This window comes from Methylobacterium sp. NPDC080182 (genome assembly GCF_050281105.1).
Classification (GTDB): Bacteria; Pseudomonadota; Alphaproteobacteria; order Rhizobiales; family Beijerinckiaceae; genus Methylobacterium.
Genome location: NZ_JBNNWO010000009.1, coordinates 1 through 20419 on the forward strand (window position 1 = coordinate 1; position 20419 = coordinate 20419).

At 68.0% G+C, this 20419-nt stretch carries 15 protein-coding genes; 11 read left to right on the forward strand and 4 right to left on the reverse strand.

Annotated features, from left to right (window positions below; all coding sequences use genetic code 11):
• The first annotated feature begins 746 nt into the window (after positions 1-746).
• The 4 genes from ACQKQD_RS16430 to ACQKQD_RS16445 all read left to right on the forward strand — a co-directional run bounded on the left by ACQKQD_RS16430 (position 747) and on the right by ACQKQD_RS16445 (position 7850).
• The gene (locus ACQKQD_RS16430; protein WP_427508892.1) at positions 747-3113 is read left to right on the forward strand and encodes an FdhF/YdeP family oxidoreductase; all 2367 of its coding nucleotides are present in this window, start codon (positions 747-749) and stop codon (positions 3111-3113) included.
• A 558-nt stretch (positions 3114-3671) separates the two neighbouring features.
• Positions 3672-4658 (forward strand): hypothetical protein, encoded by a 987-nt coding sequence (locus ACQKQD_RS16435; RefSeq protein WP_427508893.1) that lies wholly within the window; start codon positions 3672-3674, stop codon positions 4656-4658.
• Between the two features lie 139 nt (positions 4659-4797).
• On the forward strand, positions 4798-5457 hold the full coding sequence (locus ACQKQD_RS16440) for a DUF1345 domain-containing protein (RefSeq protein ID WP_427508894.1): 660 nt from the start codon (positions 4798-4800) through the stop codon (positions 5455-5457).
• A gap of 482 nt (positions 5458-5939) precedes the next feature.
• Positions 5940-7850 (forward strand): potassium transporter Kup, encoded by a 1911-nt coding sequence (locus tag ACQKQD_RS16445; protein WP_427508895.1) that lies wholly within the window; start codon positions 5940-5942, stop codon positions 7848-7850.
• A gap of 263 nt (positions 7851-8113) precedes the next feature.
• On the opposite strand, the gene ACQKQD_RS16450 is transcribed toward ACQKQD_RS16445, so the two are convergent.
• The gene (locus ACQKQD_RS16450; RefSeq protein ID WP_210186895.1) at positions 8114-8674 is read right to left on the reverse strand and encodes a TetR/AcrR family transcriptional regulator; all 561 of its coding nucleotides are present in this window, start codon (positions 8672-8674) and stop codon (positions 8114-8116) included.
• Between the two features lie 168 nt (positions 8675-8842).
• On the opposite strand from ACQKQD_RS16450, the gene ACQKQD_RS16455 reads away from it, so the two are divergent.
• The 5 genes from ACQKQD_RS16455 (at position 8843) to repB (ending at position 15636) form a co-directional block, all read left to right on the forward strand.
• Complete coding sequence (locus ACQKQD_RS16455; protein ID WP_427508896.1) at positions 8843-9241, forward strand: RidA family protein; 399 nt, start codon at positions 8843-8845, stop codon at positions 9239-9241.
• 1423 nt (positions 9242-10664) lie between these two features.
• A complete protein-coding gene (locus tag ACQKQD_RS16460) occupies positions 10665-11753 on the forward strand; it encodes a replication protein RepA (RefSeq protein ID WP_427508897.1) in 1089 nt (362 codons plus the stop codon).
• 191 nt (positions 11754-11944) lie between these two features.
• Positions 11945-13258 (forward strand): plasmid replication protein RepC, encoded by a 1314-nt coding sequence (gene repC / locus ACQKQD_RS16465; RefSeq protein ID WP_427508898.1) that lies wholly within the window; start codon positions 11945-11947, stop codon positions 13256-13258.
• 121 nt (positions 13259-13379) lie between these two features.
• Positions 13380-14555 carry a plasmid partitioning protein RepA gene (repA, locus tag ACQKQD_RS16470; RefSeq protein ID WP_020096188.1) on the forward strand — a complete coding sequence of 392 codons (1176 nt, stop codon included), beginning with the start codon at positions 13380-13382 and terminating at the stop codon, positions 14553-14555.
• 4 nt (positions 14556-14559) lie between these two features.
• Positions 14560-15636, forward strand: coding sequence for a plasmid partitioning protein RepB (gene repB, locus ACQKQD_RS16475; protein WP_427508899.1), 1077 nt, complete (start codon positions 14560-14562; stop codon positions 15634-15636).
• 126 nt (positions 15637-15762) lie between these two features.
• On the opposite strand, the gene ACQKQD_RS16480 is transcribed toward repB, so the two are convergent.
• The 3 genes from ACQKQD_RS16480 to ACQKQD_RS16490 form a co-directional block, all read right to left on the reverse strand.
• Positions 15763-16218: a hypothetical protein gene (locus tag ACQKQD_RS16480; RefSeq protein ID WP_427508900.1), complete on the reverse strand. Its 456-nt coding sequence runs from the start codon at positions 16216-16218 to the stop codon at positions 15763-15765.
• A 168-nt stretch (positions 16219-16386) separates the two neighbouring features.
• The gene (locus tag ACQKQD_RS16485; protein ID WP_056524304.1) at positions 16387-17415 is read right to left on the reverse strand and encodes an amidohydrolase family protein; all 1029 of its coding nucleotides are present in this window, start codon (positions 17413-17415) and stop codon (positions 16387-16389) included.
• A 149-nt stretch (positions 17416-17564) separates the two neighbouring features.
• On the reverse strand, positions 17565-18713 hold the full coding sequence (locus ACQKQD_RS16490) for a hypothetical protein (protein ID WP_427508901.1): 1149 nt from the start codon (positions 18711-18713) through the stop codon (positions 17565-17567).
• A gap of 269 nt (positions 18714-18982) precedes the next feature.
• On the opposite strand from ACQKQD_RS16490, the gene ACQKQD_RS16495 reads away from it, so the two are divergent.
• Together ACQKQD_RS16495 and ACQKQD_RS16500 are read left to right on the forward strand one after the other, a co-directional pair.
• Positions 18983-19762 (forward strand): alpha/beta fold hydrolase, encoded by a 780-nt coding sequence (locus ACQKQD_RS16495; RefSeq protein ID WP_427508902.1) that lies wholly within the window; start codon positions 18983-18985, stop codon positions 19760-19762.
• A 200-nt stretch (positions 19763-19962) separates the two neighbouring features.
• Entirely contained in the window at positions 19963-20376 is a 414-nt protein-coding gene (locus ACQKQD_RS16500; RefSeq protein ID WP_091927586.1) for a thioesterase family protein, read from the forward strand.
• The last annotated feature ends 43 nt before the right edge of the window (positions 20377-20419 follow it).

Consider the following 20419-nt stretch of genomic DNA (forward strand, 5'->3'; position numbering starts at 1 on the left):
GCCCCAGGAATTTGCCCTGGCGGCGGCCCTGCAGGCCGCCGAATGAGATCCGGAAGCTCACCTTCCGGCCGGACCAAAATCTGGGGGACCCTCACGCCCCGAAAAGTTACACAACATGAGTTGATCCGGCAGCTATCTTGCTCGGTCGAGGCCGGTATGCTGTGCCAAGCCATGATCGCTAGATGGTCAACAATCGTCTGTTTTCGATGTGAGCTGATTGCGACCCATACGGCGGTGGTGGGTCGGGTGCGAAGTGACGGCCTAGGGTGGTTTGCTGCCCGATCGCTTCCGAGATTTAGAAGCCAGAAGCAGACACGCCTCGAGCGATGCAGGCTTACCTTTGCGCGCTAGCGAAGGGGCGCCCTCTGGCCTTCGCTTGCTAGGCGCACTTGTTTTTCCGTCTCGACGCTTAGGCTCGATAGCTTTGGGTGGTGGTCGAGGCACGACGGGTGAGCAGACGGAACAGGCCGAAACCGATAATACCCGTCGCTCCTACCAGGATGAGAGCTGGCCGGACGCCTGTCCGCACCGCGGCACGATCGAGTGCCCCCTCAAGCCCTCCGGCTATGTTCGCTGCCAGGGGAACCACCTGAGTATCGAGGAACATCTTGGGGGCCGACAGGCCCGTCGGCTTTTTCAGCAAGTAGTCCCGGCCAACGATCAAATTAACCTCCGTTAGTTTTAGCGTATTATTTCGAACAAACCTCTGCGTCCGCGGTTCAACGAATAACGCTGCGATGCCTTAAATGTATCCCCGACCGTGCGCGCCGGAGACCGCCCCTTTGGACAAGCCTCAATTCAAGCCGTACCGCCTACCCTCCGGCGGATGGGGGTCGGCGCGCTCTGTCGGGAACATCCTGCGGCGTGAGGGCGTGCTGGCGAGCGTGCCGATCGCCCTGACCCGCCACAACAAAGTGGACGGCTACCAGTGCAACAGCTGCGCCTGGGTGAAGCCGGCGAGCCCCCTGCCGTTCGAGTTCTGTGAGAACGGCGTCAAGGCCGTGGCCTGGGAGCTGACCGCCCATCGATGCACGCCGAAATTCTTCGCGGAGCACACCGTCACCGAGCTGCTGGACTGGGACGATTACCAGCTCGAACAGCCGGGCCGCCTGACGCACCCGCTCCGCTACGACGCATCGAGCGACAAGTACTTGCCGGTGTCCTGGGGGCACGCCCTGGACGAGATCGCGCGGGAATTGCGGGCCGTCGAGGACCGCCGGAAGGGCACCGTCTTCTACAGTTCGGGGCGCTTGTCGAACGAGGGGAGCTATCTCTACCAGCTCTTCGCCCGGCTCTACGGCAACAACAATCTGCCTGACTCGTCCAACATGTGCCACGAGACGACCTCGGTGGCGTTGCCGGCCAGCATTGGACAGGCTGTCGGCACGGTCAACCTGGGCGATTTCGGCCACGCCGACTGCATCCTGTTTTTCGGCCAGAACCCGGGCAGCAACGCACCTCGGATGCTCCACCCGCTGCAGGAGGCGAGCGAGCGCGGCGTCCCGATCATCACCTACAATCCCCTCCGCGAGCGCGGGCTGGAACGCTTCCTGAACCCGCAATCACCGACCGAGATGCTGACCGGTCGGGACACCCGGATCAGCTCGCAGTACCATCAGGTGAAGGCGGGCGGCGATCTGGCGGCACTCGCCGGCATCTGCAAGTCCGTGCTGGAGACGCACGACGCGTCGCGGGCCTCGGGCGGTCCGGCCGTGCTGGACGAGGCTTTCATCGCCGAGCACACCCACGGCTTCGCGACCTTCGCGGACTGGCTCCGCGTGCAAGACTGGGACGAGCTGGAGCGCCGCTCGGGGCTGCACCGGGCCGACATGGAGGCGACCGCGACGGTCTACTGCCGGTCACACGCGGTGATCGGCGTCTACGGCATGGGGCTGACGCAGCACAGGGCCGGGGTCGAGACCGTGCAGATGCTGGTCAACCTCCTGCTGATGCGCGGCAATCTCGGCCGCGCCGGAGCCGGTATCTGTCCAATCCGGGGACATTCGAACGTGCAGGGCCAGCGCACGGTCGGCATTACCGAGAAGCCCGAACTTTTCGACCTCGATCGCCTGGGCGAACAGTTCGGCTTCGAGCCCCCGCGCGAGGCTGGCTACAACACGGTCGAGGCCTGCGAGGCGATCCTGAAGGACGAGGTGCAGGCCTTCTTCATGCTGGGCGGCAACTTCGTGCGGGCGATCCCCGATCACGGCCAGATGGAACCGGCCTGGCGCCGGCTTCGCCTGACTGTCAACGTCATCACCAAGCTCAATCGCTCGGCCCTGCTCCCCGGCGCAGTCAGCTACATCCTCCCGGTGATCGGCCGGCTGGAGATCGACGAGACGAAGGCCGGACAACAGGTGCTCTCGATGGAGGACACCTCGGCCTGCGTGCACGGCAACCGGGGCCTGCGCCGGCCCGCCTCGCCGCACCTCATCAGCGAGATCCGGCTGATCTGCGAGCTAGCCCAGCGGGTGCTCGAACCCAATCCGCGTGTCCGATGGGCGGACTACCAGAGCGACTACGCCGAGATCCGGAAGGAGATCAGCGAGACATTGCCCGAGTCGTTCTGGGACTACGAGCGGCGCATGTGGGAACCGGGCGGCTTTCAGCGCCACCTGCCGGCGAACAAGCGCGAGTGGCATACGGATACGGGCCGGGCGAACATCGTGACGCCGAATGGCCTCGACGAGGACGCCGACATGCCCGAGGTGGGCCACGGCGTCCTGCGGCTGATGACGCTCCGCTCGAACGACCAGTTCAACACCACGGTCTACGGCTACGACGACCGCTTCCGGGGCATCAAGAACACCCGGAAGGTGGTGCTGATGAACCGCTCGGATATCGACCGACTGGAGCTCATGATCGGGCAGCCGGTAACGCTGAGGACTGTGGCCAACGACGGCGTCGACCGGACGCTCTCGGGGCTGCTGGTTGTGGCCTACGACATCCCGATCGGCTGCATCGGTGGCTACTACCCGGAATGCAACGTGCTGATGCCGATCTGGCACTACGCGATCGGCAGCAAGACTCCGGCCGCCAAGACAATCCCCGTCACGGTTCACGCCAACTGCGCCGAAGTCCTGGCGCCGCAGCTGGAATACGCCACGGGCTGAGTCATCGATTTAGGAGACGCGTCAGAGTGCGCGGGACGCGGATTCATGAGGCTCACTCATTTCGGAACTCTTGCCGTCCTGGCGTCCGTGTCCCACTCGACGAAGACGGAGGACAAGCCGAAGCGTGCTGACTGGGCGCAGCCTCTACCGCCGCCAAATTTGCCGGCTGGCCACGAATGGCCGCTTTCAGCAAATCACGACACCGCTTCGCCCGTTCGGCATGGGGCGGTAGGATGCCGTCCGCTTTTCTGGCGCTCCTTCCAGGAAGCGGACCGGCTGCTTACGGCCAGCCTACGTCACGCCGGATTGTCGGGGCGCGCTGACCCGGACGTTCAGCTTCGCGCCCATCTCAGTATGCGGAGATCGCTATTAACATCTCCGAAGCGGAAGTCGGCTCAGGACCGGCTACAGCTTCGGAGCGACCGGGCTACGTTGCTCCAGCACATCCATCCCTCCACTGCGGCGTTTTCGCTTAGCGTTGCCGTTCTGTAACAGGCAGGTGCCCTCTCGTGGGTCTACTCAACGTTGCGGATATCAGATGAGGGACGCCGCAGGGTGATGATCGGGTACGCTTTGTTGGCGAGATGCATCTCACAATCCGCTGTGTTGCTTGCCTTGGCTCTTGCCGCAGCACCTGGACTTGCCGAGGAGGCAAAGGATGACAAGGCGAAATCCTCGTCGAACAACGGTAGCTCTGGCGCAAAGAGCGACAAGTCCGATAAGCAGAAGGACGTCGACACAGAGCACCTGTTCGGCTTCACCGAAGGCTCTGACACCGGTGAGAAGGGCGAGCAGGAGGTCCTCGTCGACACGATCTCGCGCTTCAGCAAGCGCCGCGATGGCCCGGGCCGTTCAACTTACCATGTGCTCGACACGAGGTTCTCCTATCAGTTCAACCCCGTTGAACAATTCAGCGTCGAGCTAAGCGCCTTCGGCAATCTCCGCCGGCAGCGCAACATCGCCGACCTGGATGACAAGGCGTTCGGCACCTTCGACGGCGCCTCGGTGGAGCTGAAGTACCAGTTCCTAAAAGGATCGGCCGAGCAGCCGCTCGGACTCGCCTTGGAGCTACGCCCTCGCTTCACCCGGGTCCTGCCGGTCGAGGGCAACGGCGCGAACGTGTTCGACATGGAAAGCCTCATCCAGCTCGACGTGCAGCTTGTGCCCGGCAAGGTATGGTACGGCAGTAACATCAGCTTCGAGCCTGCGGCCGGGCGCCAGCGGGGAGGCGGTCAGGGCTATCGCTCCTCGACCTTCCTGTGGTCAAACGCAGTGGTTGGGCAGGTGACGGAAGGGACCTTCGTGGGCCCGGAGGTGCGCTACTTGCGCGGCTACGATGGCGTCTTCCTCAACCACTTGGAGAGCGAGGCGGTGCTCGTCGGGCCGGTTCTTCACCGGCGCTTCACTGAGAAGATCTGGCTGACCGTGGCCTACGCTGCGCAGGTCTGGGGCCGCGACACCGATCCGACCTATGCCCGGCGCGGGCTCGGCCTGACACAGTTCGAGCGGCATAACCTGCGCGTGAAGTTCGGCATGGAATTCTGAGCGGAAGGAGGCGAACTCACTTCCAAATAGCTTGGAGCCGTCGCATCCCAGCTGACGCGGCCGCGGGGAACAAGCGCACAAAATCTGAGCCGGTCGCCCCTGGCAGACAGCGCGCGCTCCTCAACGTTGAGTTCAAGAAATGCATCTTCACAGAACCGCTCAAGCATTCTGGCTCAGGCCGCGGCTCCTCGGCTCGGCTGCGCTTTGCTTGGCATTAAGCCTGATCCTGCCGATCCCATCGGTTTGGACGAGGCTCCTGATCGGCTGGTGCGCGGGCGTCACCACCTATGTGGCACTAGTCACCTTCCAGTTGACGCGCGGATCGAGTGAGTCGCTGCGCCGCGAAGCGTCCCGTCTCGACGACAGCGCGTTCACGATCTCCTTGTTTGCAGTACTTGCCGCTGCTGCAAGCTGCGGGGCTGTGGCGATGCTGCTGTTCGGCCAGCAAGAGCAGGATGCATATCGAATCCCGCATATCATGCTCGCTGCCCTGACTCTGCTCTGCGCATGGGCGTTTGTGCAGGTGGTCTTCACCACTCACTACGCGCACGTCTACTATGGCGAAGAGGACGGTAAGCCTCGCGGCGGCCTGGATTTCAATGGCGATGATAACCCGGATTTTTGGGACTTCTTCTACTTTTCCATAACGATTGGAGCGACATCGCAGACGTCCGATACCGACATCACGGCAAAGCACATGCGTCGGATAGCAACCCTGCAGACACTGTACGCTTACTTCTTCAACACGAGCCTGTTGGCGTTAGCAGTGAACATGGCGGCTGGCCTTGCTCAGCATTGAGGATGATCTGATCGGTGTTTCCGAATAGGTCGATTGAAAGGTTACTCAGTCGCAGCTTCAGGAGCACCGGAAAGACAGATCCGACAAGGTGGCGGGCGCGGTTGGCCGATAGCCCAAGGATGAATGCGGCCGCACTGGGTTCTGCTCACGGCCCAAGCTTAGCTTGATACCTTGGCCGGCCGACTGCAACTATGCCGGTTGGCTTACGGTCACTCTAGCGGCGCAGCTTGGCCCAGCAGTCTCGTTACAACGCCCGGCACGAGCACCGTACCGGCACGGAGATTGGCGGCAAGCTCAAGTTCGTGGAAAGCGCCGCCGGCAGCCCTTCTGACATGCTGTAGCCGACTAGATCCCAAACGAGGGCGGTGAACACCGAAGGGGTCTCCGCGTTTCCCATCGCTGAAGCCGAGCCGGAGCCGGAAGATTGTTGGCGTAAGGCTCGCCCAACATGAGATGGTCTCCGCTACCCCCTGGCGATCTGCATGAGCGAGGGCACAATGACGAGCTCGGCCGAAGCGATCTCGACGCCCGCAGCGGCCCCGCACCCGATCCAATCCGCCCTCATGCTTGGCGCGCTCGGCGTCGTCTTCGGCGACATCGGGACCAGCCCGATCTACGCCTTCCGTGAGTCGCTCAAGGCTGCAGGAGGCACTGCCACCGAGACCACCGTCTACGGCGTCCTCTCGATGGTGTTTTGGGCCGTCATCCTCGTCGTCGCGCTCAAATACGTGATCTTCGTCATGCGCGCCGACAATCAGGGCGAGGGTGGGACAATGTCCCTCCTTTCGTTGGCGCTGCCGGTCGCGAGGCGATTCCAACCGGCGCTGTTGATCGTCGGTCTCGCCGGCGCTTCTCTGTTCTTCGGCGACGCCATGATCACGCCGGCCATCTCAGTGCTGAGCGCCATCGAGGGCCTCCAGGTGGCCACGCCCGTTGTCGCTCCCTACGTCGTGCCAATCGCCGCGCTCGTGTTGGTCGGGCTGTTCGCGATTCAGCGGTACGGCAGCGGCCACGTCGGATCGCTGTTCGGGCCGGTGATGGCAGCGTGGTTTCTGACGCTGGCGTTGGCCGGGCTCGCGCACCTGCTTCAGCGACCGGGCGTGCTCCTGGCGCTCGACCCGCGCTACGCCCTTGCCTACGTCGCTCACGCGGGCGGCGCGACGACGTTCACGGTGCTCGGTTCGGTGTTCCTGGCGCTTACCGGCGGCGAGGCGCTCTATGCCGATATGGGGCACTTCGGGCGCGGCCCGATCCGGGTCGACTGGTTCGCCTTCGTCCTGCCCGCGCTCGTGCTGAACTACCTCGGCCAGGGCGCCCTCGTGCTGACCGATCCAGCGGCCGCGGCCAATCCCTTCTTCCTGCTCTTCTCCGGCTGGCTGCTCGTGCCGGCGGTCGGCCTCACGACGCTCGCCACGGTGATCGCGAGCCAGGCGGTACTCTCGGGTGCCTTCGCGCTGGTGCAACAGGCAATCCAGCTCGGCGCGATCCCGCGGCTTGAGGTCCGCCAGACGTCTGATGAAGCCGTGGGTCAGGTTTACGTGCCGCAGGTGAACTGGCTGCTGGCCATCGTGGTCCTCGGTCTCGTGTTTGGCTTCCGCTCGTCGGATGCGCTGGCCAACGCCTACGGCATCGCAGTGGCAGGCGACATGACCGTGACAACCCTACTCGTGGCCACCGTCGCCCACGGCCTGTGGCGTTGGCCGGCAGCCCTCGTGTTCCCGGTTGCCGGGCTGTTCCTGGCGCTCGATCTGACGTTCGTGACCGCTAACGTTCACAAGATCCCGGCCGGCGGTTGGTTTCCGCTCCTGGTGGGGGCGGTCGCGCCGGCTCTGATGCTGATCTGGCGCAAAGGCCGCGCGATCGCCTTCGCGCGGCGAGCCGAGAACGCGGTGGCGCTCAGCGACTTCATCGCCGGTCTCGACAAGCCAGACGCGCCCGTGCGGATGTGCTGCACGGCGGTCTATCTCACTACCCGCACGGATGTCGTACCGTCCGCGCTAGCACTCAACGTTCGACACAACGGGGTGGTGCACGAGCGAGTGCTGCTCCTGCGGGTGACGACGGAGCGAGTACCGCGGCTGACCGAAGCCGAACGCGTGCGAATCGAGGCGCTCGGGTCCGGGTTCAGCCTCGTGCATCTACGATTTGGATTTGCCGAGAAGCCGGACGTCATGACGGCGTTGCGGCTGCATTCCGCCGAGGTCGACTGCGATCCGGATGCGGCATCGTTCTTCATCGGCCGGGAGAAGCCAGTGCCGTCGCTGCGGCCGGAGCTGAGCCAATGGCAGGAGCCGCTCTACGCCTTTATGGCGCGCAACGCCGTGCGCTCGCCGGACTATTATCGAATTCCGCCAGCACGGGTCGTCGAGTTGGGAACGCAAGTTGAGATGTAGGTGGCAGGGGCTCGTCCGCTTACCCAATGGACCTTCTCCGAAGCGGACAGGCCGCTTCCGGCCAGTTTCCGTCATCGCGCGACGCCCGCCTGAACGTCTCAGACGGATGGCTTCCGGCTGGTCGGCTTTCGAGCGACATAGGTCCGGAGCAGACGTCGTTCTCGTCTCCTCTCTCGCTGTTCGCGCGCGGGCCACCCTGCAAGGTGTCCCCCGACGAACGCGTCGCGCGCCCGAGGATGACGCGTCCAGACCGGCGGGACGGCCTACTTCAGGAGGCCGTTCGCCAAGCACCGGAAGGCCTCGGTGACCCTGGCGAGGACGGCCGGCGGATCGTCGGACGCGGCGACCCAGAGCGCGGCGTTGAGCGCCGCGCCGTTGATCAGGCGCGCGGCGGCCTCGGCATCGACAGGCTTGACCGTCCCGGCCTCCACGAGGGCCTGGATCGTCTCGGTCGTCGTGCGCAGGCAGGCGGTCTGGCCCGGCCACCGCGATGGATCGCCGAGCACTGCCGGCCCGTCGAGGAGCACGATGCGCTGGATCTCCGGCTCGAGGGCCAACTCGATGTAGGCGACGCCCTCGTCGAGGAAGCCGAGCCAGGGCGTTGGCGCCCTCTCGCGCGCGACCCGCGCCTTAGCGACCATCTCGGCGTCGAGCTGCGCGATGACGGCCTGAAGCAGGCCCTTCTTGTCGCCGAAGTTGTGATAGAGCGCGCCGCGCGTCAGGCCGGCCGCTTCCGTCAGCTCATCCATCGACGCCGCTGCGTAGCCCTTCTCGGCAAAGGCTGCACGCGCCGCGCGGATCAGCCTCGCGCGGGTTTCCTCCATCTTCAGCGCGCGCCGTCCCGATGCCACAGGATGCCTCGATCCTTCGCGTATGCCCGCATGTGTTGACATACGCCGCGTATGTCACGATATTTCTACATACGCGGCGTATGTGAATGGTGCCGCGAGGTCGATGGAAGCCGTCGGCACCCTTCGCAAAGGACACGCGATATGTCGAAGCGCGATGCAGTCTTTCCGCCCGGACGGCAAGCCCTCTACGACAAGCACCGCTACTCGGCCGCGATCCGGTCCGGCGACCTGCTTTTCGTCTCTGGCCAAGTCGGCACCCGCGAGGATGGCTCGCCTGAACCGGATTTCGGTGCGCAGGTTCGCCGTGCCTTCGACAGGCTGAACTCCGTTCTCGCGGCCGCCGGCTGCAGTTTCGACGACGTGGTGGACGTGACAACCTTCCACACCGACCCTGAAACGCAGTTCGACACAGTGATGGCGGTACGCGACGTAATGATCGGCGAACCGCCCTATCCAAACTGGACTGCCGTCGGCGTGACCTGGCTCGCGGGCTTCGACTTCGAGATCAAGGTCATCGTCCGTCTTCCGACCCCGGTCTGAGTCGGTGTTCGGCTCGGACGATGCCGGGAAGAATCGCCAAGCCGCTTGTTCCTCCACGGTCCCGATACCGGCATCATCGTCGATGAGACGGATTTAGACGATCGCTCCTGACCCTGTACGAACTTTGAACTTGGATCACCGCGTGGGGCCCATCACCCGGCGAGGAGCCCCGCCGATTGGACCACCACAACCGCGAGCATGCAGACCGCCGCCGCGGCCGCCGCGTACGACACGATTTTCGTGAATCCCTTCATGGATCTCCTCCTGACAAATCGGATCCTCGGTCGTCGACAGAGATCGCGGCGCGCGACCGCGCTCCGGGAAGGCAAGACGGCCCGGATCGCCGCGTCACACACCGTATCGGGGTGTCACGTCGTCAACGCTCCTCGGTGGCGAGCGTAAACAACGACAGGAAGATTCGGTTCACCTCGGATGCGCGCGTCCTGTCCTCGAGCGACAACTTGCCGCCCGCGACGCGGCACGTCCTGGAACTTCGCAGGCGATGGGTGAACGGGACGCGCGGCCCGCGCAGGGGCGCACGGGGCGTCCATGACCGGCCCGGTGCCGACGCCCGTCGCGCGAGCGGCCCGAAGGCGCCCTCCCCTCCCGGTCCCGCTCCGTAGCGCTCCGATGTGTCGGGCGGTCACCGACCGCGTCGTCGCGGGCCGCGACCGAATGCCCGACCGTCTCCGGACCACGGGACCTTGCCGGTCAGCGACGCCACTGGCCGACGCGTCGCCGCACCACCATCCTGATCCTGCGGTGCGCGGCTCGCATCTGGGTCGTCCCTGCCGATCGGTTCACGCCGCCTCACGGGCGCGCGGGTTACGGTCCGCCGCTGGAAGCGCGTCGGCGAGGTCCCGAGCAGGCCGGGTCGCCACCTTTCGGCTGATCGGCCGCCTCGCGTCTCTGTCCAGTGGCGTCCGAGCGCGCCCGAGACGCGTCGCCGGTCAGTGGCCACCCAACGCGCTGGTGCCGGACCTGCCGACGCGACCGCTTACAAAAATCAGCGCCCCCTGGTCCGCTCCTGAGAAAACTCAGCGCGGCCCCAGCGGTGTCCGACGGCGCGGGACTTACAAAAATCAGCGCAAGTGGACGCGCTTGCCGCGGTTTGGAAGGTCGCTAAGCGCCCTCGCCCGTCACCGACGGCGTGCGCCACGCTGACTTTTGCCAGCGGATGGTCGGCGAGCGCTGATTTTTCGCACTCGCGCCGCCGCGACCGGCGCCAACGGCGGTCGCAGCCGTGCCGGGACGCCGTCGCGGCTCGACCGCTGGGCGGCCGTGGGTCGCCGACGCTGAATTTTGTAAAGAATCCCGGTCGGCGCGCTGAGATTTGGAAACCCGATGATTGCGCCCGGTCGGCGACTCGCGACTGATAGCCTCCAAATTGCCCTGTGCTCGGCACGAGGAGAGCGAGACCGGCATGAACGCGGTAGAGACCCGCCAGCTGAGCCTGTGGGAGCAGAGCCTGCGGCGCCCCGAGGCCGGAGCCGACCGGCCGACGACCGGGCTCGGCCCCGCGCTCGACGGCCGCATGGATGTGTCATTCCTCCACAAGGGCTTCTGCATCGCGGGCCTGCCGCTGCGCCGGCCCAAGAACACGATGGAGCCGTGGAACCGGCGCGACGGTCGCTTCTCACTGACCGTCGAGCCGGCCCGGTTCGTCCTGCCCAACGGGCGCCAGATCGAGGTGGGCGTCCCGTTCGGACCCAAGGCGCGCCTCCTCTCCATGTGGCTGGCCACGGAGGCCCGCGATCCGCGCCGGAGCGCCGGCGACCGCTGGATGGAGATGGGGCGGATCACCGAGTGGTTGAAGGCCGTCGGCTTGCCGGTCACGGGCGGCGAGCGGGGCTCGATCGGGCCGACCAAGGACCAGCTCGTCCGGCTGAGCTTCCCCATCTTCACGATGGTCCTGAACGGCGACGAGGGCGGCCACGTCTTCAAGCGCGAGAGCCTGATCGAGGGGGGTGCGTTCAAGGATGACGACCTCGAGGTCTGGGCCGCCGGGGGACACAGCGCCATGCGCTGGCCGGAAGCGCTGATGCTCAGCCAGAATGCCTACGACCGCTTCACGCAGCACTCGATCCCGGTGCCGACCGCCAGGCTGCGCCAGGTCGCCCACAACGCCATGGCGATCGATATCCTCGTGTACCTCTGCTACCGGCTGCCGCTGCTGTCGCGCGGGGAGAGCGAACTGCTGACTTGGCGCGATCTGATGGCGCAGTTCGGCTCCTCGGAATTCGCCTCCCGCTTCAAGCAGGCCTTCTCGGAATCGATCAAACGCACCCTCGACGCGTACCCGGAAGCCAACGTCGCGATGACGGCCGAGGGTCTGGTGCTGCGGCACTCGGACCCGGCGGAGCTGCGGCGCGCCTTCGTCGCCGTCGCGGGGGGGCCGACCCGTCGCGCCCGTGCCGCGCCGCGGGCGCGCAAGGCCGCGCGGGTCCCGGATCAGACGGGCCCCTGCGAGAGCGCGGACCTGCTGACGCCGGCCAGTGCCGCGCGCGGCTGACGGCGGGCCACCCCCACCCCTCTAGACGGAGCAACCCGGCAAAAGAAAAGGCCCCCGAGACGTTCGCCCCGGAAGCCCTCTCTGTCGTCTGGACAACCTCAGAGAATCACTCCCGGACATCGCTGTCAACCACGCGACGCGGCCATCGCCTCGGCGGGCGCTGCTCTCTTGCCTCATCGCGGGCGAGGACCATGCTTCCCGGACACGAACCCACGACGCCCTTCGGGCGGCGACCGCTCTCGCTCGGCATGATGGCCGCGCAGGCGGCGGCCAAGGCCTGCCCCGACGACGCGGTCGGGCACAAATGGCGCATCTTCCGCGACGTGACCGAGGCGAAGGATCACCTCGCCGTCTCGGACCGCGCCCTCGCGGTGCTGAGCGCGCTGCTCACGTTCCATCCCGAGACGGCGCTGTCGCCCGGCACGCCGCTCGTGGTCTTCCCGTCGAACCGCGAATTGTCGCTCCGGTCGCACGGACCGTCCCCGGCGACGCTGCGGCGCGCGCTGGCCCAGCTCGTCGCGGCCGGCCTGATGATCCGGCGGGACAGCCCGAACGGCAAGCGCTACGCGCGCCGCGACGGCGCCGGCGCGATCGCGCGCGCCTTCGGGTTCGACCTGACGCCGCTCGTGGCGCGCGCGGGGGAATTCGCCGCGCTCGCCCGGGCGGTACGGGCGGCCGCGCGCCGGCGCCTGCTCCTGCGCGAGGAGATCGCCCTGCACCGCCGCGACCTGTCGAAGATCCTCGCCCTGGCCGCCGAATCCGGATGGCCCGGGCCCTGGGCGGCGCTCGCGGACCGGTTCGCGGCCTGCGGCGGCATGCCGGGTCGGACCGCCGGCGAGCCCCACCTGCACGCCGCCGCCGAACCGCTGCGCGCGCTGCGCCGGGAGGTGGACAAGTGGCTGCCAAGTTTGGCGAATGCGCCGAAAATGGTCGGCACTGCGTCTCACGGTGAGCGCCACCATCAGAATTCAGATCCAGATCCTGCTGACGAATCTGAACGGTGCCCCCGGCGAGGCCCGGCCGGAGCCGCGCGATCCGACGTCGCTCCCGCGCCCGACCAGCCGCGTCCCCTCCCCTCGCCCCTGCCTCTGCCGATGGTGCTCGAGGCCTGTCCCGACGTCGTGCTCTACGCCCGCGACGGCATCCGGAGTTGGTCCGATCTGGCCGGCGCGGCGGAGGTCGTTCGTCCGGCGCTGGCAATCGGCCCGGACGTCTGGGAGGCGGCCCTGGCCGCGATGGGGCGGGACCACGCGCTGGCGGCGCTGTCGGCGATCCTCCAGCGCGCCGAGTCGATCGGCGCGCCCGGCGCCTATCTCCGCGACCTGACGCGGAAGGCCCGCTCCGGCCGGTTCTCGGCCTGGCCGATGCTCTTCGCCCTGTGGCGCCAGCGCCGTCGAGCGTCAGCCGACGGCCCAAGCGGTCCCGTCCGCGTCGCGGGAGTTGACCGCGGTCAACACGCTCGCCCGCTCGGAGGCGGGGCGGCGCGAGCGTCAACATTCTGTTAAGGTTGACTGTGATCTTGTCACGGTGCGGCGGCGTTTGCGGCCGCGAAAACCGTGACAGGAGTTCGTAACCGTGGCCAGCCCCGCGGCGCTCGCCGCCCTACCCTCTTCGGGGTCAACCTCCATGGCGATGCACGATCTGATCGCCGGCGACGCGCAGGCGCTGTCGGCCAAACTGCAGTCGCACCGGCAGCGGCTGTTCCCGCCCGAGGCGCGCAAGCAGCTGCGGCGATTCTCATCCGGCGAGGCCGCCAAGCTGATCGGGGTCGACGACGGCTACCTGCGGCGCCTCTCGCTCGACGGCAAGGGGCCCGCCCCCGAGATCGGGCCGTCCGGGCGGCGATCCTACTCGAGCGCCGACATCCAGGCGCTGCGCGGCATGCTGGACGAGGGGGCCAAGACCGGCCGGCGGTACCGGAAGGAGCGGCGGGCCGAGGAGCATCTCCAGATCATCGCGGTGGTGAACTTCAAGGGCGGCTCGGGCAAGACCACCACGGCGGCCCATCTCGCGCAGCACATGGCGCTGCAGGGCTACCGCGTCCTCGCCGTCGACCTCGATCCGCAGGCGAGCCTGTCGGCCCTGCACGGGATCCAGCCCGAATTCGACGTGCGGGACAACGAGACCCTCTACGCCGCGATCCGGTACGACGCGGCGCGCCGTCCCCTGACCGACGTCATCCAGAAGACCTACTTTCCGGGCCTCGACCTCGTGCCGGGCAATCTCGAGCTGATGGAATTCGAGCACGAGACACCGCGCGCCCTCCTCCAGCGGAGCAGCGACGGCGATTCGCTGTTCTTCACGCGCTTCGCCCAGGCCCTGGCGCCGGTCGCCGACCGCTACGACGTGGTCGTGGTCGATTGCCCGCCGCAACTCGGCTACCTGACGCTCTCGGCCCTGTGCGCGGCGACCAGCGTGCTCGTCACCGTGCATCCGCAGATGCTCGACGTGATGTCGATGTGCCAGTTCCTGCTGATGACCTCCGAGATGCTCGGGGTCGTCGCCAAGGCCGGCGGCGACATGAACTACGACTGGATGCGCTACCTCGTCACGCGCTACGAGCCGACCGACGGTCCGCAGACCCAGATGGTCGCGTTCATGCGGACGCTGTTCGGGGAGCGCGTGCTCACCAACGCGATGCTGAAGAGCACGGCGGTCTCGGATGCCGGCATCACCAAGCAGACCCTGTTCGAGGTCAGTCGCGACCAGTTCACGCGCGCGACCTACGACCGCGCGATGGAGAGCCTGGACGCGGTCAACGGCGAGATCGAGGCGCTGATCCGCACGGCATGGGGACGCTGATCCGATGGCCCGCAAGAACCTCCTCGCCGGCCTGCTCGATCCGGCCGACCAGACCGAGTTGACCGCGGTCAACTCGCCCCGCGACGACGCGGCGGCCGGACGATCGAAGCGGGGCCCCGCCCCGGCCGTTCCCAGCTTCACCGGCCGCGGCGCGGTCGGCGCGATGAGCCGGTCCCTGGAGCGCCTGACCTCCGAGGTCGTCTCGGCGCGCGCCGCGGAGGACCAGCTCAGGTCCGGCAGCGTCGCGGTCGATCTCGATCCGGGCCTCGTCGACCCGTCGCCGGCCCCCGACCGGCTGCCGGTGATCGACGGCCCCGGGGAGGACGCCTTCGTCGCCGTCATCCGGGCTCAGGGGCAGCAGACCCCGATCCTGGTGCGGCCCCATCCCACCGTCAGCGGGCGCTATCAGGTCGCGTTCGGCCACCGGCGGCTGCGGGCCGCGGCCGCGCTGGGGCGGCCGGTCCGCGCGCTGGTGCGGACGCTCACGGATGCCGAACTCGTCGTCGCCCAGGGTCAGGAGAACAACGCGCGGGCCGATCTCAGCTTCATCGAGCGGGCCGCCTTCGCCCTGACGCTGGAGCGGCTCGGGCACGGGCGCGACGTGATCATGGCCGCCCTGCTCGTCGACAAGACCGAGCTGTCGCGCCTGATCGCGGCGCGGCGCGCCCTGCCCGATTCCGTGATCGCCGCCATCGGTCCCGCCCCGAAGGCGGGACGCCGCCGGTGGATGAGCCTCGCGGATCGCCTCGCGAGCCCGGAGATGCGGGCGCGGGTCGATGAAATCGTCGCCGCGGACGCCTTCGCGACCCTGTCCTCCGACCAGCGGTTCGTGCGCGTGTACGCGGCCGTGGCGCCGGTCCCAGCCCCGGCGCCGCCGGTGGTCCGCGTGGGGCCGGAGGCGGGGCTGGCGGAGGACGGGCGCCGCTTGGCGCGCATCGAGCGGACCCCGACGACCGTGGGCCTGATCATCGACGAGACGCTCCATCCCGCCTTCGGCGACTTCCTCGTCGCGCGCCTCCCGGAGCTGTTCGCGGCCTACGAGCGCGAGCAGGCGCGCGGGCCGGAGCGATCCGGCCTCTGAGGTCGCGCCGCGCGGGCCTCGCGTCGCCGGGGCGGACCGGTCGCGAGGCCGCCGGTCCCCGAGATCCGCCGCGCGCGATCCGCCCGCACGGGGGAGGGGGCTCCGGCGCGCTGCGTGAGGCCCCGGCTACCTGCAGGCCTCGGCCCGCTTGTCGATCAGGCTGCGCAGCCCGGAGAGGCTGATCTCCTCCGTGATGGCCTCGTGCCATCGGTCCAGCAGGCGGATGCTGAAGCGTCGACCGGCCAGAATATTTTTCAATACGTCCCCATTCAGCGTGATCACTCCGGCGTCCTGCATCTGCGTTGTGGGAAACATCGCGTTTGAAACAGGTCCGTCGTCGATCCGATACTGATAATTGAAGATGGAATTCTTTGGCAGGCCGGTGATCTCGATGCGGTCGCCGACGATCTGGATGCGCGACCGCGCCTTCGGCGCCAGAACGCAGGCTGCGTCGCCGCTCGACGGGGCCGCCGATTTCCTGAGCACCCAGTCGCCCTCGCCGGCGACCGTCTGTCCCGCCTCCTGAGCGTGGCCCAGGCCCGCGACAAGGCAGAGCGCGACGGCGCAGATCGTGACCCTCATGAACGACATCCCCGCTTCACCCGCCGGTCCGGCCCTGGGACCAACATCGTTCGCGCGGCGGCGCCGTCGATCTGAGACACATTCGCCCGGTCACCGGCAGGCGCGCGCCGGCGGACCCGCGATCGGGTCCGCCCCGCCTCTGCGGCTCCTCCGAGGCCCTCGGCGGCCCTACGGCGTCACGCCGGCCGACCGGAGCCGCGCCGCGAGGCGCGGATACACGCGCAGCGCGTTCCCGGCGTAGATCTTGGCCCGGTCCGCGTCCGGGATCGCCGCGGCCTCGACGTAGCGCTTGGTATCGTCGTAGGCGTGGCCGGTCTCGGGATCGACCCCGTTCACCGCGCCGACCATCTCGGAGGCGAACAGCACGTTCTCGCGCGGGACGACCTTGAGCAGCAGGTCGATGCCGGGCTGATGGTAGACGCAGGTGTCGAAGAAGACGTTGCGCATCAGCTCGGACAGCGGCGGCCGCTTCATGTCCTGGGCCAGCCCCCGGTAGCGCCCCCAGTGATAGGGCACGGCACCGCCGCCGTGCGGAATGATCAGGCGCAGCGTCGGGAAGTCCTTGAACAGGTCCGAGGTCACGAACTGCATGAAGGCGGTGGTGTCGCCGTTGATGTAGTGCGCCCCGGTCGCGTGGAAGTTGGGATTGGCCGAGGCGCTGACATGCACCATGCCGGGCACGTCGAGCTCGACCATCTTCTCCCAGAGCGGGTACCAGAACCGGTCGGAGAGCGGCGGATCGGTCCAGTAGCCCCCGGACGGGTCCGGGTTGACGTTGCAGCCGACGAAGCCGAGTTCCTTGACGCAGCGCTCGAGCTCGGCCGTGCAGTTCTTGGGCGAGACACCCGGCGATTGCGGCAGCTGGCAGACGCCGACGAAGTTCTGCGGCATCAGGCTCGTCACACGGTGGATCATGTCGTTCGACACGATCGACCAGTCGAGGCTGGTGCGGGCCGTGCCGATATGGTGGCCCATCCCGCCGGCCCGCGGCGAGAACAGCGCCAGGGAGATGCCGCGCTCGGACTGGAGCTTGAGCTGCCGCCCGCTCACGCTGGCGCGCACCGCGTCGTCGCTGACTTGCAGGTCCGACGGCTTGGGGGACTGGCCCGGGTCGTTGAGCGCGCCGATCTGGCGCTTGCGCCAGTCCAGCATGGCGGCCGGCTCGGTGGTGTAGTGCCCGTGGCAGTCGATCACCAGACCCGTGTAGCGCGACGGCTCGGCCCGCGCGGCGCCGGCCGTCAGCGCCGCCGCCCCCAGCCCCGCGAGGCGGCCCAGGAAGCCGCGCCGGGGCAGGCAGCACGCGCAGCCCGCGCCGGCGACCGGCGTGGCCGGATCTGCCGCCGCGATCATCGCGCGCCGCCCTCCGGCAGGGCGGCGCGCTTGCGCAGCACCATGTCGCCCCGGAACAGGAACTTCTGCGCCCGTTTCCCGGTGTCGACCTCGGTGGTGAAGACGTTGCCCTTGGAGTCGATCGCGAGGTTGTGGACCCAGTGGAAGTCGCCGGCCATCCGGCCGTTTCGGCCGAAGCGGCCGAGGACCTCGCCGGTGTCGCGGCTCAGGGTGCGGACCTCGTTGTTGGCCCCGTCGGCGTTGAGCAGGTAGGTCTGGCGCTCGTCCGGCCACAAGGCGAGTTCCCAGACCGAGCCGTTGGCCCGGGTGTTCTTCTCGACGAACATTTCCTTCACGAAGGTGCCGTCCTTCCGGAACACCTGGATCCGGTCGTTGGTCCGGTCACACACGTAGACGAGGCCGTCGCGGGCCACCTGCACGCAGTGCACCGGGTTGGCGAATTGCTGGGACGGGGCCGCCGCCGGATCGTAGGGGCCGAGCTTGTCGTCGGTCGGCGGCTTGCCGTAGGCGCCCCACATCCGCTTGAACGCGCCGGTCTCCGCGTCGAACACGATGACGCGGTGGTTGTAGTAGCCGTCGGCCACGTAGAGTTCGTTCGTCTCCGGATCGACCATCATGCCGGCCGGCTTGCCGAGGCGGCTCGTGTCCCGGCTGTCGGTCTGCGGCCCCTGCTTGCCGATCTGCAGCACGAACTTGCCGTCCGGGGTGAACTTCAGGATCTGGCCGTCGGTGTCGCCGTTGCCGGCGAGCCAGACGAAGCTCTTGTGGTCGATGTGGATGCCGTGCTCGTTCTGGGGCCACTGATAGCCCTCGCCCGGGCCGCCCCAGGACTTCACCAGGCGCCCGGCCTGGTCGAAGACGAGGACCGGCGGCGCCGGCTTGCAGCAGCGGGTGCGAGGCGGATCGAGGCTCGCGGCCTTCTCGTCGTCGGTGAGGGTGCGCGGCCGCTGGATCACCCAGACATTGTCCTGCGCGTCGACCGTGACGCCCGCCGCCTGACCCATGATCCAGTCGTTCGGCAGGCGCTGCGGCCAGGCCGGATCGACCTCGAAGCGCAGCGGCTCCTCGGCCAAGGCCGGAACGGCGAATGTCAGCACTGTCAGCGAGGCCGCAGCCGTCAGCCGACGCAGCACGCGTCGCAGCATCTCGGTTTCCTCTCCCGGTTTTTACTCAATTCGTGCCGCCATGAGAGGCTGAAAGGCCGCCCTCGTCCAGCATCGCGCAGCATATCCGGGTAACATCCCGGGACGCTTGCGCCCGGATGTTCCTGTTGGCGCGGTCCCGGCCGCCGCCGGGTCGCGCCGAGATGCGCGCCGAGATGCGCCCTGGGCGGCCCGAGGCTGTATCCTTCCCGCGCCGGCGGCGAACAGGGACGGTACGTCCCGCATCGACGAGTCCGGATGGAGGCGCCCCCATGATGACGCGCAGAACGCTGACCCGCACCCTTGCCGCCGGCGCGGCCGCCGCGCTGCTGCCCGGACCGGCCACCGCCCAGGACCTCCCGCGGGCGCGCAACGTCGTGCTGGTCCACGGGCTGTTCGCCGACGGGTCGTGCTGGTCGGAGGTGATCCCGCACCTGCAGGCGGCCGGCCTCTCCGTCATCTCCGTGCAGAACCCGCTGACCACCCTCGCGGAAGCGGTGGCCTCGGCGCAGCGCGTGCTGGCCCGCCAGGAGGGACCGACCGTCCTCGTCGGCCACTCGTTCTCCGGCATGATCGTGACCGAGGCCGGGATCGACCCGAAGGTCTCGGCGCTGGTCTACGTGGCGGCGCGGGCGCCGGACGCGAACGAGGATTACGCGGCGCTGGCGAAGGCCTACCCGACCCCGCCCGCCTCGGCCGGCATCGTGTTCGACGGCGACGAGGGGCGCCTGAGCGAGGCGGCGTTCCTGCGGGATTTCGCGGGCGATCTGCCGGTGGAGAAGGCGCGGGTGCTGTTCGCGGTCCAGCAGCCGTTCCGCAAGGTCCTGCTGACGGGACGGACCACCCAGGCCGCCTGGCGCTCGAAGCCGAGCTTCTACGCGGTGTCGACCGAGGATCGGACCATCGACCCGGACCTCGAACGGTTCATGGCCAAGCGCATGAACGCGCGGACCGTCGAGCTCCGGGCGAGCCACCTGTCCCTGATCTCGCGCGCTCCGGATATCGCGGACCTCATCCTCGAGGCGGCCGGCCAACCCCGCCGTCGGCGCTGACCGGACGCGACTCGCTTGCGAGCGCTCGTCCCTCCCTTCCGGGGGTTCCCGGTCCGGGGTTCTCGTGCCGGGGTTCCCGTGCCTGGCCGGGCGGCGGGGAGGGGGCTGGGCTGCGTGCGGCGAAGGTCCCGGGATGTCCGGACGCGGTCCCTCGGCCCTACCTATCGGTCATCGGGCCGAAACGGATCTGGAGCGCGCGCATGCAGGACATCCCTTTGGGGGCGAAGGGGAGCTTCGCCATGCTGGTCGGGCCGTCACATCTGGCCAGCCAGTTCAAGGACAACATCCTGCCGCCGGTCTTCGCCACGCCGATGATGGTCCTGATCATGGAGAACGCGGCGCTGAACGCCGTCCGCCAGTACCTCGATCCCGGCGAGAGCGCCGTCGGGACCAAGGTGGACGTGACCCACATGGCGGCGACCCCGGTCGGGCACCGCGTCCGGGCGGAGGCCGAGGTGGTCGGCGTCGCCGGACGCCAGATCCAGTTCCGCGTCGCGGCCTGGGACGAGTCGGAGCAGATCGGGGCCGGGACGCACGAGCGGATGATCGTCGACATCGAGCGGCTCGGCAAACGTCTCGCCGCCAAACAGCCCGCCCCGTCGAAGCGCGCGTAGAGTCCGCGCCGCTGCGCGGGTCCGACTCCGCTGGGACCGGCGA